We start from the raw sequence: 14,428 nt of genomic DNA, 5'->3' as shown, positions 1-14,428 counted from the left end.
CCGTCGGATAACGGTTAGTCACGATTCACTCACGTGCGTCCCGATTCGGATGCGATGCGAACTAACCTCCCTTATGACACGCCGAAAGGCGAAAGGAGCACCATGAAGCAGCACAAGCTGATGGGAGCGCTGGCAATCTCCGGCGCTTTCGCACTCGTTTTGAGCGGGTGTGCAGCAGGCAACACCGGAAACACCGGTGACAACGGGGGCAAGGATGCGCCGAAGACCGATCTCTCGGACTACAACCCCCAGCCCCGCTCGAACATGAAGCAGGGCGGTACCGTCAACCTCGCGATCAACGAGATCCCCGAGCAGCTGAACGCGTTCAATGGCGACGCCAGCGCGGACACGGCGACGATCGCCGCCTTCTACATGCCGCAGATCATCCTGATGAAGCCGGACGGCACCGAGTACAAGAACGACAACTACCTGTCCGAGTGGAAGCACGAGGTCAAGGACGGCAAGACGGTCCTGACCTTCACGTTCACGGACAAGGCCACCTGGAACGACGGCACCCCGATGGACTGGACCGCCATCGACGCCACGTGGAAGGCCAACCGCTCCACCGATGAGGGCTTCGTCCCGAACGCGACGGACGGCTACAAGGAGATCGAGTCGGTCGTGCAGGGCGACACGCCCAAGACCGCGATCGTGACCTTCAAGGGCGAGTTCGCCTGGCCCGAGATGCCCTTCAACGGCGGCGTCATCCACCCGAAGCTGGCCGATCCGGACACCTTCAACAAGGCCATGATCGACAACCCGCACGCCGAGTGGGGCGCCGGCCCGTACACCGTGGACCAGTTCGACGCGAACAAGGACTTCATCTCCTTCAAGCCGAACCCCAAGTGGTGGGGCGACAAGCCGCTGCTCGACAAGCTCACCTTCACCGGCATGGACGCGCAGGCTTCGATCAACGCCTTCAAGAACGGCCAGATCGACCAGGTCAACGTGGGCACCAAGGACCGCCTGGCCCAGGTGTCCGACATGAAGGACATCACGATCCACCGCGCGCAGCAGCCCGCGAACACCCTCATCGAGGTGGACGCCGACAAGCCGCAGTTCAAGGACGTCAAGGTGCGTCAGGCCTTCTTCGCCGCGATCAACATCGAGCAGCAGAAGAAGATCGCCTGGAACGGCCTGGACTACACCGAGAAGCCCGCAGGCTCCTTCATCCTCTACTCGTTCCAGCCCGGCTACAGCAACTCGCTCGAGAAGGCCGGCTACAAGTACGACCCGAAGGCGGCGAACAAGCTGCTCGACGACGCCGGCTGGGCGAAGGGCTCCGACGGCATCCGCGAGAAGGACGGCGTGAAGCTGTCCGTCACCTACCCCATCTTCAGCGACGACCCCACGCAGGCAGCCCTCGCGCAGTCGCTGCAGAAGATGGAGAAGGAGGTCGGCATCGATCTGAAGGTCGACGTCCGCCCCTCCAACAAGTTCGCCGACGACTACAACGGCAAGAACTGGGACGTCGTCGGGCTTCGCTTCACCTCGTCCGACCCGTTCGGCCCGGCCTGGTTCTTCCAGATGTACGGCCAGGACCAGGGTCTGAACCTGTCCGGCGTGCAGAACGCCGAGACCGACCAGAAGATCCACGACCAGGTCGAGTCGCAGACCACGCCGGAGAAGCAGATCGAGGCCTCGAACAAGCTCGAGCCCGAGATCCTCAAGGAGTGGGGCATCATCCCGATCTACAACGGCCCGATGATCTACGCCGTCAAGAAGGGTCTTGCCAACCTCACGCCGTGGCCGTACTCCGGTCTCGACCTGTTCGGCAACCAGCCCGTCGAGAACTTCGGCTGGGAGAAGTAAGCACCTGACGAAGGGCTCCTGAGCCCGTCGAAGGACGCGGGGCCGGTGGTTCATCCACCGGCCCCGCTTTCCTATGCTGGGAGCGTGAGCGAACAGGTCGTCCTGGTGCACGGCATCCGCACCTCTGCGACGATGTGGCGCGCCCAGCTGGCCTATCTCGAGGCGGCGGGCATCCGCGCCACCGCTGTCGATCTGCCCGGTCACGGCACCCGGATGGACGAGGACTTCACCCTGCATGAGGCGCTGCACACCATCGATGCGGCTGTCCGCAGCGCCGCGCAGCAGGGTCCGGTGCTGCTGGTGGGGCACTCGATGGGCGGGCTGCTGTCGCTGGCGTACACGGGCGGTGAGCAGACGCCGCCGGTGGCGGGACTGGTCGCGGCCTCCTGCAGTGCGCTCCCCCGCGGTGCAGGACTCGCCGCTTACCGGATGCTCGCGGGAGCCGTCAACAGGCTCCCAGACCACGGGGACTGGATCACCGAGCGAATCCTCGATGCGACGATTCCGTCAGAGACGCGCGCGGACTTCGGCGCCGGCGGCTATGCGCTGGATGCCCAGGATGCCGCGCTCCGGAGCCTCGCTGCGCTGGACATCGCCTCAGCCGTCGTGCGCATCCGCATCCCGCTGTGGTTCGTGAACGGGCAGTTCGACCAGCTGCGCACGCACGAGCGGCTGTTCCGCCGGCTCGCCCCGCACGCCGAGCTGATCGTCGTGCCCCGCACGACGCACCTGGTCACGGCCATGCGGCCGCGCGTGTTCAACGCGGTGCTGGGGCTGGCTCTGGCGACCGTGCGAGAGCGGTCATGAGGCCGCCCAGCACCGACAGCACCGCAGCCATCAGGAACACCAGCCAGAAGCCGCCGACCAGCGCGACCAGCCCCGCCCCGGCCATGGGTCCGATGAGCTGCCCCAGTGCCGCGGTGACGTTGACGATGCCGAGGTCCCTGGCGTGGTCCTGCTCGTCGGGCAGCAGGTCGGTGGCGAACGCCAGGCCCACCGTGGAGAATGCGCCGTAGCCGAGGCCCATCAGGGCCGCCGCGACCAGAGTGGTCTCGAACGTGGGCAGGATGACCACCACCACACCGGACGCCGCCTGCACGAACGTCGCCGCCACAGTCAGCCCGCGGCGCTTCCCGGTGCGGTCGGAGAGGATGCCGGTGAAGATCGACGCGATCACGACGAACACCGTGTAGACGACGATCAGCAGCAGCAGGTTGTCCTGCGCCTGGGCCTCGGGCTGGTTCAGTCCGTGCAGCAGGAAGAAGAGGAACAGCGCCGTGCCCAGCGCGTTGCCGATGTTCGAGACGAGCCGGCCCCACAGCATCCAGGCGAAGTCGCGATCACGCAGCGAGGCGAGCCGTCCCCGGTTCGCGGTGCGCCGCGGAAGATCCGACGCCACTGCCGGCGGATCCGGCAGCAGCAGTGCGGCCCCCGTGCCGATCACGGCGATGACGACAGCCAGCAGCAGATAGCCGGCCAGCACGCCCAAGCCCAGGAGCACGACCAGGCCCACGCCCAGCACGATGCCGACGGCCTGGCTTGACCCGACGGCGGATGATGCCGCACCCCGCTGCGCAGGCGGCAGCTGATCGGCGATGAGGGCCGTGAACGCCGCCGAGGCCACCGAAATGCCGATCGACACGCCCACCCAGCACGCGCCGACCAGCCACGGACCGTCGACCAGTCCGGTCAGCACCAGGAAGATCGCGGCCAGCCACACGCCGGCCAGCGCCCACGGGCGGCGGCGTCCGCGCGAAGATCTGGAACGATCTGAGATCGCACCGACGAGCGGCGCCGCGACGATGCCGAACAGCCCTCCGATGCCCAGCACGAAGCCCGAGGAGACCACGCCGCGGATCCAGTCGTCGTCGGAGGTGTTCAGCTGCAGCGGGAGCAGCAGCTGAACCGGCGTGAGCTGCACGGTCCAGATGGCCAGCCAGGCCAAGGTGAACAGCGTCATCCAGCGGGCGCCGACCTTGGCCGTCGCGGTCATCGGGCAGTCCCCTCGGCGGCGGTGCGGGACCGGCGGATCAGGTCGCGATACCAGTCGTACGACGCCTTGGGTGTGCGGATGCCGGTGGCGAAGTCCACGTGCACGAGCCCGAAGCGCTGCGTGCACCCGTCGGCCCACTCGAAGTTGTCCATCAGCGACCAGACCGTGTACTCGTCCACCGGCACGCCCCGATCGATGGCCTGGGCGACCGCGTCGATGTGCCGGGCGAGGTAGTCGATGCGGTCGTCGTCCTGCACGCGCCCGGACCCGTCGGGTTCAGGGAAGGATGCGCCGTTCTCGCCGATCACGATCGGCGGCATGTCCGGATGCCGGTGGTGCAGGTCCACGAGGAAGTCGCGCAGGGCCTCGGGGACGATGGGCCAGCCGAAGCCCGTCAGCGGCGCTCCCGGCGTGGACACCAGATCGAACGGGATGGGGCTGCCCTCGGGAGCCGCGGCCACGGTGGTGGGGTTGTAGAAGTTCACTCCGTAGAAGTCGCAGGATGAGGCGATCTCGTCCAGATCGCCGTCCTGCACCGGCATCGGCGGCAGCCCGAGAGCCTGGATGTCGGGATACGCGCCGGCCAGCAGGGGTTCGGAGAACATTCTGTTGTGCACGAGGTCGTAGACGTGCGCGGCGGCGAGATCGGCATCCGACCCGCTCGCGGGGATCACCAGGGTGTGGTTGTTGGTGAGCCCCACCTGCGCAGCTCCGGCGGCACGTAGAACCGATGCCGCGCGCGCGTGCGCCAGCAGCTGGTGGTGCACGGTGGGCAGCGCGCCGAACAGCAGCTGCCTGGCCGGCGCGAGCTCGCCGGTGCCGTAGCCCTGCAGCGTGGTCATCGCGGCTTCGTTGATCGTGTACCAGCGCGCCGTGCGATCGGCCAGACGCTCGCCCACGAGCCCCGCGTACTCGGCGAAGCGGTCGACGATGTCGCGGGTCAGCCAGCCGCCATCGGCCTCGAGCTCGACGGGCAGCTCCCAGTGATAGAGCGTCGGCTCGGGGGTGAGGCCGTGCTCGAGCAGCGCGTCGACGAACCTCTCGTAGTGGTCCAGCGCGCGCTGATTCGCCGGTCCCGCTCCGCCGGGCTGGATGCGCACCCACGGGATCGAGAAGCGGTAGCCGTTCACACCCAGGTCTGCGAGCAGCGCGATATCGTCCGCCGTGCGGCGATAGCTGTCGCAGGCCCGCTCCGCAGTGCCGCCGTCGATCACGGCGCCGGGCCGGTCGACGAAGTCGTCCCAGATGGACCTGCCGCGACCGTCGGCGGTGCGGGATCCCTCGATCTGGAAGGCGGAGGTGGCTGTGGACCAGCGCAGGTTCGCGGGAATCCGGAGTGCAGACTGCGAGGCGGACATCGTGCTCCTTTGACGTCATCGTCCATCGGGGTACACCGATTGTGCACCCAGTCTCATGCATTGCGCGACTGAATATCATCCTCGACTCGCGCTCCTCCCCCCGTTTCGCGCCGACCCGCCCGGTGCTGGTAGCATTGACTCTTGGCTTGCGTGTGGGTTCGCCCCTCACGACCGCTGTCGGCGCCCTCTCTCGTCTGCAGCATCCGATTCCCATCCAGACAGAAAGCGTCCACACGTGGCAAACATCAAGTCGCAGATCAAGCGCAACAAGACCAACCTGAAGGCGCAGGAGCGCAACAAGGCCGTCAAGAGCGAGCTGAAGACCGTCGTCCGCAAGACCCGCGAGGCCGTCATCGCCGGTGACAAGGAGGCCGCTGAGGCCGCCCTCAAGGTCGCGTCCGTCAAGCTCGACAAGGCCGTCAGCAAGGGCGTCGTGCACAAGAACCAGGCGAAGAACCGCAAGTCGGCCATCGCCAAGCAGGTCGCCGCTCTCTGAGCCCGCAGACACGAGAAGGCCGTCCCGTTCACGGGGCGGCCTTCTGCTTGGCTTCGACAGGCTCAGCAACCCGGCTGTCTGCTGGTCAGGCGCCGTACGGCTCGCGGGTGGCGACGACGGCCACCATGCGCTCCAGCGCGAAGATCGGGTCGCGCGCAGCGCCCTTGACGTCGGCGTCCGCGCGGGCAGTGGCCTGGATGGCCATGCCGAGGGAGCGCTCGTTCCAGCCGCGCAGATCGCGGCGGGCGCGGTCGACCTGCCAGTCCTTCATACCCAGGCGCTGCGCGAGCTGCCGGCTGGGCTCCCGGTTGCCCGCCACGCGGGCCATGGTGCGCAGCTTCATGGCGAAGGCGGCGACCAACGGCACCGGGTCGGCTCCGGAGGCGAGGGCGTGCCGCAGGGCGACCAGCGCCTCGCCGTAGCGACCGGCGATGGCCGTGTCGGCCACCACGAACGCCGACACCTCGACACGTCCGCCGTAGTAGCGGGTGACGACCTCGTCGGTGATGTCGCCCTCGACGTCGCCGATCAGCTGCTGGCAGGCGGCGGCGAGCTCGGTGAGGTCGTCGGCGAAGGCCGAGACCAGGGAGCGCAGCGCCGTCGGCGCGATGCGCTTGCGGGCGGCCTTGAACTCCCCCGCCGCGAAGTCCACGCGGTCGCTGTCGCGCTTGACGGCCGCGCAGGGGATCTCGATCCCCCCGCCCGTACCCGCGCGCACGGCGTCCAGCAGCTTCTTGCCCCGCACCGTGGCTCCGGTGTGGCGCAGGATGACCGTGGCGCCCTCCTGCGGGTGCTCGAGGTACTTCACGGCCTCCTGCAGGAAGGCGTCCGTGCACTTCTCGACCCCGGCCACGCGCACCAGCCGCGGCTCGCCGAACAGCGACGGCGAGGTGAGTCCCAGCAACGTGCCCGCGGCGTAGTCGTCGGCACGGATGTCGCTGACCTCCAGCGCCGCGTCTTCGGCGCGCAGGTAGTCGCGCACGCCGGCGATGGCACGCTCGGCCAGCACCTCCTCGGGCCCGGAGACCAGCACGATGGGTGCGGGGCGAGGCTCGCGCCATGAGATCTGCGGGATCTTCGCGCCCTTCGCGGTCTTCGGTGCTGCCATGCTCTCCAGCCTATCGGCGGTGAAGACATCGTCACCCTTCGGATGGGGGCTCTCCGGGCGGAGCGCGGGTGGACCACATCAGCAGCTCGCCGTCGCGCTCGCCCAGCAGGATCGTGCCGCGTCGGTCGGTGCGCAGCGCCCGGGTGCCCGCGGCTTCCAGCAGTGCCAGAGTCTCCGGACGCGGGTGTCCGTAGTCGTTGTCCGCCCCCACGCTGATCAGCCCGACCGAGGCGCGGACGGCCTCGTACAGGCCGGGCTCCTGGTCGCGGCTGCCATGGTGCGCGACCTTCACGACGTCGTACGCGCCGTGCAGTCGGCCCGAGCTCAGCAGCAGCCGCTGGGATCCTGCGCCCAGGTCGCCCAGCAGGACGGTGCGCGGGATGCCGCCGCCGGAGACCTCCAGCACGACGCTGGCGTCATTGCCCGAGGGGAAGACGCGCGGATCGGCATCCGGCCACAGCACTCGCCAGCGCGCGTCGCCGAGCGTGCCGGACAGCCCGGTGCTGGCGTCCTGCAGCCTCGCTCCCCCGTCGGCCAGTCGTGCCAGCATCCGCCGCTCGTCGTTCTCGGTGACGGGTCCGTGCAGCACGGTTCCCACCTTCCCGAAGACCGCGGAGGTGCCGCCGACGTGATCCAGGTCGAAGTGCGTGAGCACCAGCAGGTCGACGCGGGAGACGCCGGTCTGCGCCAGGCAGCGCGTCAGCAGATCAGGGTCGGGTCCGGTGTCGACGAGGGCGGTCATCCCCGCCGAGCGCAGCAGCACGGCATCCCCCTGACCGATGTCGCAGGCCGCCACAGCCCAGTCCGACGGTGTCGTCAACGGCGCCAGAGGGCCGCTGAGCAGCATCCGCCCGCCCGCGGCTGCCAGCGCGACGATCAGGACGACTGCGGATGCGGTGCGCAGCCACCGCCTGCGGGGCCTGGCCAGCACGACCACGACGGCGATGCTCAGCACCGCCACGATGACAGCCGCAACCGGGCCTGCCACCACCGCGACCGTGGCTCCGGGCAGTCCCGCGCTCACCGTCGCCGTCGTGTCGATCCATGCCGCCGGAAGCCAGGCTCCGGCCGCCAGCAGGTCGGCCAGCGGCGGGATGCCGGCGGTCAGGCATGCCAGCAGTCCCACGACCGTGGCGATGGGCGCCGCGGGCTCGGCGATGAGGTTGGCCACGACGGCGACCAGCGACTGCTGCTCCGAGAACAGCGCGATGATCGGCCCGCAGACCACTTGCGCTGCCAGCGGCACGGACAGCGCGAGGGCCAGCGGCGCCGGCATCCACCGCCCGAGCCCCCGCAGCAGCGGCCTCGACAGCACCAGCAGCGCGGCCGTGGCCGCCGCCGACAGGGCGAAGCCGGGCGACGCGGCGAACCAGGGATCCGCGATGAGCAGTCCGCACACCGCCAGCGACAGCATCGCCAGGCCCGCACTGGGACGCCCCAGAAGGATGCTCAGCATCGCCAGCGCCGCCATGACCGCCGCGCGCACCACGCTGGGCTCCGGGGTGACCAGCACGACGAACGCGCCCAGCGCGGTCAGCGAGAGCACGACCCGCAGCGCGCGGCTGCCGCCCGCCAGCGAGACCAGCCAGAACACTGCGGCGACGATCACCATGCAGTTGCTGCCGCTGACCGCCGTCAGGTGCGAGAGCCCCGACGCGATCATGGCGTCGTTCAGCTCTGGAGAGACCGCCCGGGTGTCGCCGACGGCGAGGCCGGGCAGCAGGCCCGCACCCGGTTCGGGCAGCCGAGTCGCACGGGCCACGAAGGTCGCCCGCGTGCCGGCGGCGACGGCGAAGACACCGGATGCCGGCGATGCGACCTCCACGTCTGTGCCGAAGATCACCAGCCCCGCCTGCTCACTCGGCCCGGTGGCCTTGCCCTGACCGGTCACCCGCAGGCGGGCGCCCATGTCGACGCCGGGGACGGGTTCCACTCCCACCCGCACGCGAGCGCTCAACGGCTCCGTTCGACCGGGTGACCCCACGCTCACGGTCTGGGCGTCGAACCACAGTCGCCCGTCCTCGCCCACGGATGCCGACGATGCGACCTCCACGACGGCCTCCACCGCCCGCCCGTCGGACTGCGCCAGCACGGCGCGCTGCGGCTGAGCGCCGGCGACGACCAGCCCCACCGCGCTCGCGCACAGCAGCACCAGCACGACGAAGCCCCGCCTCCACCGGCCCGCCAGCAGCACCCCGACAGCCCCTGCCCCACAGGCGCCCGCCAGGGGCAGCGTGAGCACCGGCAGCTGAATGCACAGCAGCGCCACCGCCCAGAGCAGCAGCGCCAGGATGCCAGTGCGCAGGTCCTTCATACACGCACCTTGTCGCGCATCCCGGCCAGCAGCTTGTCGCCGATGCCCGGCACCGCCAGCAGGTCGTCGACGGCGCGGAACCTGCCGTTCTTCTCCCGCCAGTCCAGGATGCGCTGCGCGAGCGCCGGGCCGATCCGCGGCAGCGTCTCCAGGTCATCCTGCGTGGCGGCGTTGAGATCGACCTTCCCGTCCGCACCGATGGCCGACTCCGCGGCCTCGCCCGCGGCCGCGTCGGATGCCACGCCCCGGGCCGGCACGATGATCTGCTCGCCGTCGGTGAGCGCGCGGGCGAGGTTCACGGCCTGCAGGTCGGCATCCTCTCGTGTCCCGCCGGCGGCGGCCAGCGCGTCGACCAGCCGCGCATCGGCGTCGAGGATGTACAGACCGGGGTGCTCGACCTCGCCCAGCACGTGCACGTACAGCCCGCCGTCGGCGGGCGTCGAGGTGGACGAGCCGCCCTTCAGGCTGATCGCGTCCACGGGGGTCGACTGCCCTCGCAGGATGCCCCAGCCCACCGCGGCGGAGAGCACGACGAGCCCCAGCGTGACGGCGGCGCCGATGCCCAGCCTCAGACGAGGACGCGGCGGGGCGTCCTGTTCAGACGGCGGAGATGCGGGCACTCCGTCACGCTACGCACCCGCGCGGACGGCGGATGCCGGAATCCCGGCGCATGTGGAGAACTCCTGCACATCGGGGGGATGTGCAGGAGTTCTCGGCGGGCTCAGCGACCCGGCCCTGAGGTCAGCCCTTGACGGCGAAGTTGACGATCTTCGGAGCGCGCACGATGACGCGTACGATCTCCTTGCCCTCCAGGGCCCGCTGCACCTTCTCGTCGGCGCGGGCGGCGGCCTCCAGCTCGGCCTCGCTGATGTCCGCGGGGACGTCGAGGGTGGCGCGAACCTTGCCGTTCACCTGCACGGCCGTGGTGGCGGTGTCCTGCACGAGCAGCGCGGGATCGGCATCCGGCCAGGCGATCTCGCTCAGCGACGGCTCGTGACCCAGACGCGACCACAGCTCCTCGGCGGTGTGCGGGGCGATGGGCTCCAGCAGCAGCGCGACGGTCTCGGTCGCCTCGCGCACGGCAGGGTCGGCCGCGCCGGCACCCGCGTCGATGGTCTTGCGGATGCCGTTGACCAGCTCCATCAGACGCGCGACCAGCACATTGAACTTGGTCTGCTCGAGAAGGGTCGGAGCGTCGGCCAGCAGGCGGTGCGTGATGCGGCGCAGCACGACGTCGCCGCGGGAGGCATCCGCCCCCACCGGACTGGAGGTCTCGTCTCCGGCACGCAGGGCGCGGGCGAGGAACTTCTGAGCCCCGGAGAGCGAGACGCCGTTCCACTCCTTGTCGTCCTCCACGGGGCCCGCGAATGCCAGGCCCAGGCGCAGCGCGTCGGCGCCGTACTGACCCAGCAGGTCCGACAGCTCGACGAGATTGCCCTTGCTCTTGGACATCTTGGAGCCGTCCATGATGACCATGCCCTGGTTGACCAGGTTGGAGAACGGCTCCTGGAAGTCGATCAGCCCCATGTCGAAGAGGACCTTGGTGATGAAGCGCGCGTAGAGCAGATGCAGGATCGCGTGCTCGACGCCGCCGAAGTAGCCGTCCACCGGCGCCCAGCGCTTGGCCTCCGCCGGGTCGAAGGCGAACTGGTCGCTGTTCGGCGACAGGAAGCGCAGGAAGTACCACGAGCTGTCCACGAAGGTGTCCATGGTGTCGGGGTCGCGCAGCGCGGGCTCGCCGGAGACGGGGTCGACCGTGCGCACCCACGATTCGGCGGCGCCCAGCGGCGAGGTGCCCTTGGGGCGCAGGTCCAGGCCCTCCACGTCGGGCAGGCGCACGGGCAGGCGGTCCTCGGGAACCGGCACGACCGAACCATCCTGCAGATGCAGCATGGGGATCGGGGTGCCCCAGAAGCGCTGGCGCGAGATCAGCCAGTCGCGCAGGCGGAAGTTCTTCGCCGCGCGCCCGGTGCCGGCGGCGCTCAGCATCTCGATCGTGCGGGCGATCGCCTCGTTCTTCTCCAGCCCGTCGAGGTCGCCTGAGCCGGTCATGCGGCCGTTGCCGGTCAGGGCCTTTCCGGTGACCGCCGGGTCGAGCTCGGCCAGGTCCTCGCCCTCGTTCGCGCCGCCGGGTGCCGTGGTGTCCAGCACCACGCGCACGGGCAGGTCGAAGGCACGGGCGAAGTCCAGGTCGCGCTGGTCGTGCGCGGGCACGGCCATCACGGCGCCGTGGCCGTAGTCGGCCAGCACGTAGTCGGCCGCCCAGATCGGCATCCGCTCGCCGTTGACCGGGTTGATGACGTGACGGTCCAGGAACACGCCGGTCTTGGGGCGGTCGGTGGACTGACGCTCGATCTCGGTCTGCTTCTGCACCTGCTCCAGGTAGTCCTGGAAGCGCATGCGAACCTCGGCGGAGGATCCGGATGCCAGCTCGGCGGCCAAGTCGGAGTCGGGCGCGACCACGAAGAACGTGGCGCCGTGCAGGGTGTCGGGGCGCGTGGTGAACACCGTGACGGGCTCGTCGCGGCCCTCGATGCGGAAGTCCACGTCGGCGCCGGTGGAGCGGCCGATCCAGTTGCGCTGCATCTGCAGCACCTTGTGCGGCCAGTGCCCCTCGAGCGCGTCCAGGTCGTCCAGCAGCCGATCGGCGTACTCGGTGATCTTGAAGTACCACTGGGTGAGCTTCTTCTTCACGACCTCGGTGCCGCAGCGCTCGCAGCGCCCGTCGACGACCTGTTCGTTGGCCAGCACGGTCTGGTCCTTGGGACACCAGTTCACAGCGCTCTTGCGGCGGTATGCCAGGCCGCGCTCGTGCAGCTTCAGGAACAGCCACTGGTTCCAGCGGTAGTACTCCGGGTCCGAGGTGTGCAGCACGCGCGACCAGTCGTACGACATGCCGTAGCCGCGGAAGCCCGCCTTGTGCTGGTCGATGTTCTTGTACGTCCACTCGCGCGGGTCCGCGCCGCGCTTGATGGCGGCGTTCTCGGCGGGCAGGCCGAACGAGTCCCAGCCGATCGGGTTGAGCACGTTGTACCCGCGGTGCCGCCAGTAGCGCGCCACGATGTCGGGGTACAGGTAGTTGATCGCGTGCCCCATGTGCAGATCGCCGGAGGGATACGGGAACATTCCCAGGATGTACTTGCGGGGCCGCTCGTCGCCCTCACCACCGGCGAGGAACGTCTCGTCCTCCGCCCAGAACTGCTGCCACTTGGCCTGGATGTCATGCGCGGACATCGCCTCAGCGGGTTCGGTGGTGGTTTCGGACGCGTGCTCGGACAAGGAACGACCAATCTGAAGATGCAGGGAGCCCGCGAGAAGCGGGATGTTCCAGGTTATCGCGACTGGAGGAGCGCCGCCCACTCGTGAGGCAGCCCTGCCCCCAGCGCCGCGAGAGGCGCCCTTGCCTTCACGGAGACCTCCGCGGCCTCGGCATCCGGCTTCGACAGCCACGTGATCCCCCCTCCCGCACCGACGTACGCGTGATCGTGTTCGACGACGATGGAGCGGATGACCATGGCCAGATCCACCCTGCCGTCCAGCCCCACGTGCCCGAAGCAGCCCGAGTAGACCCCGCGGCGAGCGCCCTCCAGCCGGCGCAGGATGGCCATGGCCGACTCCTTCGGCGCCCCGGTCATGCTGCCCGCGGGGAAGGCCGCGTCCACGAGATCCCCGACGGTCGTGCCCTCGCGCAGCCGCACGCTCACGGTGCTCACCAGCTGATGCACGGCGGGGTACGTCTCCACCTGCCACAGGCGCTCCACGTCGACCGTCCCCGGCACGCCGACATGGGAGAGATCGTTGCGCATGAGGTCGACGATCATGACGTTCTCGGCGCGCTCCTTGGGATCCGCCTGCAGGTCGGCCGCCAGGCGGGCGTCCTCCTCGGCGTCCGCACCCCGCGGCCGGGTGCCCTTGATGGGGCTGGTCCGCGCCACTCCCGCTGAGACCTCGAGGAACTGCTCGGGACTGGCGCTCAGCAGCATCCGCTCCCCCACGCGGATGAACCCGCCGTGGTGCGCAGGCGTCGCCGCCCGCAGCCGGCGGTAGACCGACAGCGGATCCCGCGGACGCGAGGCGGTGAAGCGCGTCGTCAGGCACAGCTGGTACGCGTCACCGCGCTCGATGGCGGCACGGCACTCCTGCACGAGCTGCATGTACTCGTCGACACCGTGACGGGCGCTCGCGAGGTTCGGCCCGGGTTCTGCCGGAGGAGCAGCGGATGCCGTGGGCACGACAGCCAGGACCTCCGCACGCCAGGCGTCGGCCTCATCCTCGGCGGCGAGCGCGAACGCGCGCCCGGTGGCGTGGTCGACGGCGATCGCGCGCTCCACCGTGATCCAGGCTCCCTCGCCCTCGTACGAGAGCCAGCCCACCCAGCCGCCGCGGAACGGCAGATCGTCTGCGAGGGCGGCAGTGTCCAGCGACACGGAGCGGACCGCAGTCGGATCCTGCTCGACACGGCCGGTGCCGAGGACGCTCCAGCCCTCGGATGCGTCAACGCCGGCATCCAGCCAGAATGCCGTGCTCCGGTCGGCGAGCAGTCGCAGGAAGACGGCTTCGGCATCGACGACGGCAGCCAGCGGCAGAGCCTGAAGAGGGCGGGGAGCGGGCACGTCTCCCAGCGTAGGGGCGCACGGCGCCGTTCTCAGCGTCCGAGAGCTCGGAGGCCGTACGCTCATGGGGTGAACGACTTCGTGCTCTGGGCGATCCAGACGGTGCAGTCCGTCGATCCGGTCCTGCGCACGCTGCTCGCCGGAGCCGCCATGATGCTGGAGACCAGCATCCTCGTCGGCCTGATCGTGCCCGGTGACACGGTCGTGCTCGTGGCGGCGCTCGGGGTCGCGTCGTGGGGCCAGGGCATCGCGCTGGGCGTCAGCGTGATCGTCGGCGCGCTCATCGGCGAATCACTGGGATTCTGGCTGGGCCGCTGGGCGGGACCGCACATCCGGCACTCCTGGCTGGGCCGACGCATCGGCGAGGAGCACTGGGAGCGGTCCGAGCGCTACCTGCGCAAGCGCGGGGGCATCGCCATCTTCCTGTCGCGCTTCCTGCCGTTGCTGCACTCCCTGGTTCCCCTGACCGTGGGCATGAGCGGCTACGCGTACCGGCGCTTCATCGCCTGGACGCTGCCGGCCTGCGTGCTGTGGACGACCGCCTACGTGGGCCTGGCCGCAGGCGCCGCGGGCAGCTACCCCGAGCTCTCCCAGCGCATGCACTACGCGGGATACGTGTTCGTCGGCATCATCGCCCTGCTGCTGATCGGGGTGCTGGTGGTCAAGAAGGTCATCGCCCGCCGCGAGGAGCGCCATATGAGGGATGAGTCGCAGCACGAAGCGTGAAAGACTGG

General features: G+C 69.7%; 11 protein-coding genes. 4 read left to right on the top strand and 7 right to left on the bottom strand.

Annotated features, from left to right (window positions below):
* Positions 1-102 precede the first annotated feature (102 nt).
* Entirely contained in the window at positions 103-1,812 is a 1,710-nt protein-coding gene (locus WA967_RS04975; protein ID WP_424419784.1) for an ABC transporter family substrate-binding protein, read from the top strand.
* Positions 1,813-1,896: 84 nt separating this feature from the next.
* The gene (locus tag WA967_RS04970; protein WP_424419783.1) at positions 1,897-2,619 is read left to right on the top strand and encodes an alpha/beta fold hydrolase; all 723 of its coding nucleotides are present in this window, start codon (positions 1,897-1,899) and stop codon (positions 2,617-2,619) included.
* Here WA967_RS04970 and WA967_RS04965 read toward each other — a convergent pair.
* On the bottom strand, positions 2,570-3,805 hold the full coding sequence (locus WA967_RS04965) for an MFS transporter (RefSeq protein WP_424419782.1): 1,236 nt from the start codon (positions 3,803-3,805) through the stop codon (positions 2,570-2,572). The genes WA967_RS04970 and WA967_RS04965 overlap by 50 nt on opposite strands.
* Positions 3,802-5,163 carry a GH1 family beta-glucosidase gene (locus WA967_RS04960; RefSeq protein ID WP_424419781.1) on the bottom strand — a complete coding sequence of 454 codons (1,362 nt, stop codon included), beginning with the start codon at positions 5,161-5,163 and terminating at the stop codon, positions 3,802-3,804. Before WA967_RS04960 ends, WA967_RS04965 begins: the two co-directional genes overlap by 4 nt.
* Before the next feature lie 235 nt (positions 5,164-5,398).
* Here WA967_RS04960 and rpsT point away from each other — a divergent pair, with 235 nt between their 5' ends.
* The gene (rpsT, locus tag WA967_RS04955; RefSeq protein WP_424419780.1) at positions 5,399-5,659 is read left to right on the top strand and encodes a 30S ribosomal protein S20; all 261 of its coding nucleotides are present in this window, start codon (positions 5,399-5,401) and stop codon (positions 5,657-5,659) included.
* Between the two features lie 85 nt (positions 5,660-5,744).
* Here rpsT and holA read toward each other — a convergent pair whose 3' ends face one another.
* From holA to pabB, 5 genes are all read right to left on the bottom strand, one after another.
* Positions 5,745-6,767: a DNA polymerase III subunit delta gene (gene holA / locus WA967_RS04950; RefSeq protein WP_424419779.1), complete on the bottom strand. Its 1,023-nt coding sequence runs from the start codon at positions 6,765-6,767 to the stop codon at positions 5,745-5,747.
* Between the two features lie 31 nt (positions 6,768-6,798).
* A complete protein-coding gene (locus WA967_RS04945; protein ID WP_424419778.1) occupies positions 6,799-9,081 on the bottom strand; it encodes a ComEC/Rec2 family competence protein in 2,283 nt (760 codons plus the stop codon).
* Complete coding sequence (locus WA967_RS04940) at positions 9,078-9,701, bottom strand: helix-hairpin-helix domain-containing protein (RefSeq protein WP_424419777.1); 624 nt, start codon at positions 9,699-9,701, stop codon at positions 9,078-9,080. Before WA967_RS04940 ends, WA967_RS04945 begins: the two co-directional genes overlap by 4 nt.
* Before the next feature lie 121 nt (positions 9,702-9,822).
* Positions 9,823-12,315 carry a leucine--tRNA ligase gene (gene leuS / locus WA967_RS04935; RefSeq protein ID WP_424419776.1) on the bottom strand — a complete coding sequence of 831 codons (2,493 nt, stop codon included), beginning with the start codon at positions 12,313-12,315 and terminating at the stop codon, positions 9,823-9,825.
* A gap of 98 nt (positions 12,316-12,413) precedes the next feature.
* On the bottom strand, positions 12,414-13,694 hold the full coding sequence (gene pabB, locus WA967_RS04930; protein ID WP_424419775.1) for an aminodeoxychorismate synthase component I: 1,281 nt from the start codon (positions 13,692-13,694) through the stop codon (positions 12,414-12,416).
* A 69-nt stretch (positions 13,695-13,763) separates the two neighbouring features.
* Between pabB and WA967_RS04925 the strand changes: the two genes are divergently transcribed.
* Positions 13,764-14,420, top strand: a complete 657-nt coding sequence (locus tag WA967_RS04925) for a DedA family protein (protein WP_424419774.1) — start codon at positions 13,764-13,766, stop codon at positions 14,418-14,420.
* Positions 14,421-14,428: the final 8 nt, after the last annotated feature.

Source organism: Microbacterium sp. (assembly GCF_049650565.1).
GTDB lineage: Bacteria > Actinomycetota > Actinomycetes > Actinomycetales > Microbacteriaceae > Microbacterium.
The sequence above is the reverse complement of the archived record's forward strand: the minus strand, read 5'-3'. Positions and strand labels throughout refer to the sequence as shown.

Excerpts from the sequence above, each read along its gene's own strand:
- WA967_RS04945 (WP_424419778.1), bottom strand. The coding sequence starts at position 9,081 with ATGAAGGACCTGCGCACTGGCATCCTGGCGCTGCTGCTCTGGGCGGTG.
- leuS (WP_424419776.1), bottom strand. The coding sequence starts at position 12,315 with ATGTCCGCGCATGACATCCAGGCCAAGTGGCAGCAGTTCTGGGCGGAG.
- holA (WP_424419779.1), bottom strand. The coding sequence starts at position 6,767 with ATGGCAGCACCGAAGACCGCGAAGGGCGCGAAGATCCCGCAGATCTCA.
- WA967_RS04975 (WP_424419784.1), top strand. The coding sequence starts at position 103 with ATGAAGCAGCACAAGCTGATGGGAGCGCTGGCAATCTCCGGCGCTTTC.
- WA967_RS04960 (WP_424419781.1), bottom strand. The coding sequence starts at position 5,163 with ATGTCCGCCTCGCAGTCTGCACTCCGGATTCCCGCGAACCTGCGCTGG.
- WA967_RS04965 (WP_424419782.1), bottom strand. The coding sequence starts at position 3,805 with ATGACCGCGACGGCCAAGGTCGGCGCCCGCTGGATGACGCTGTTCACC.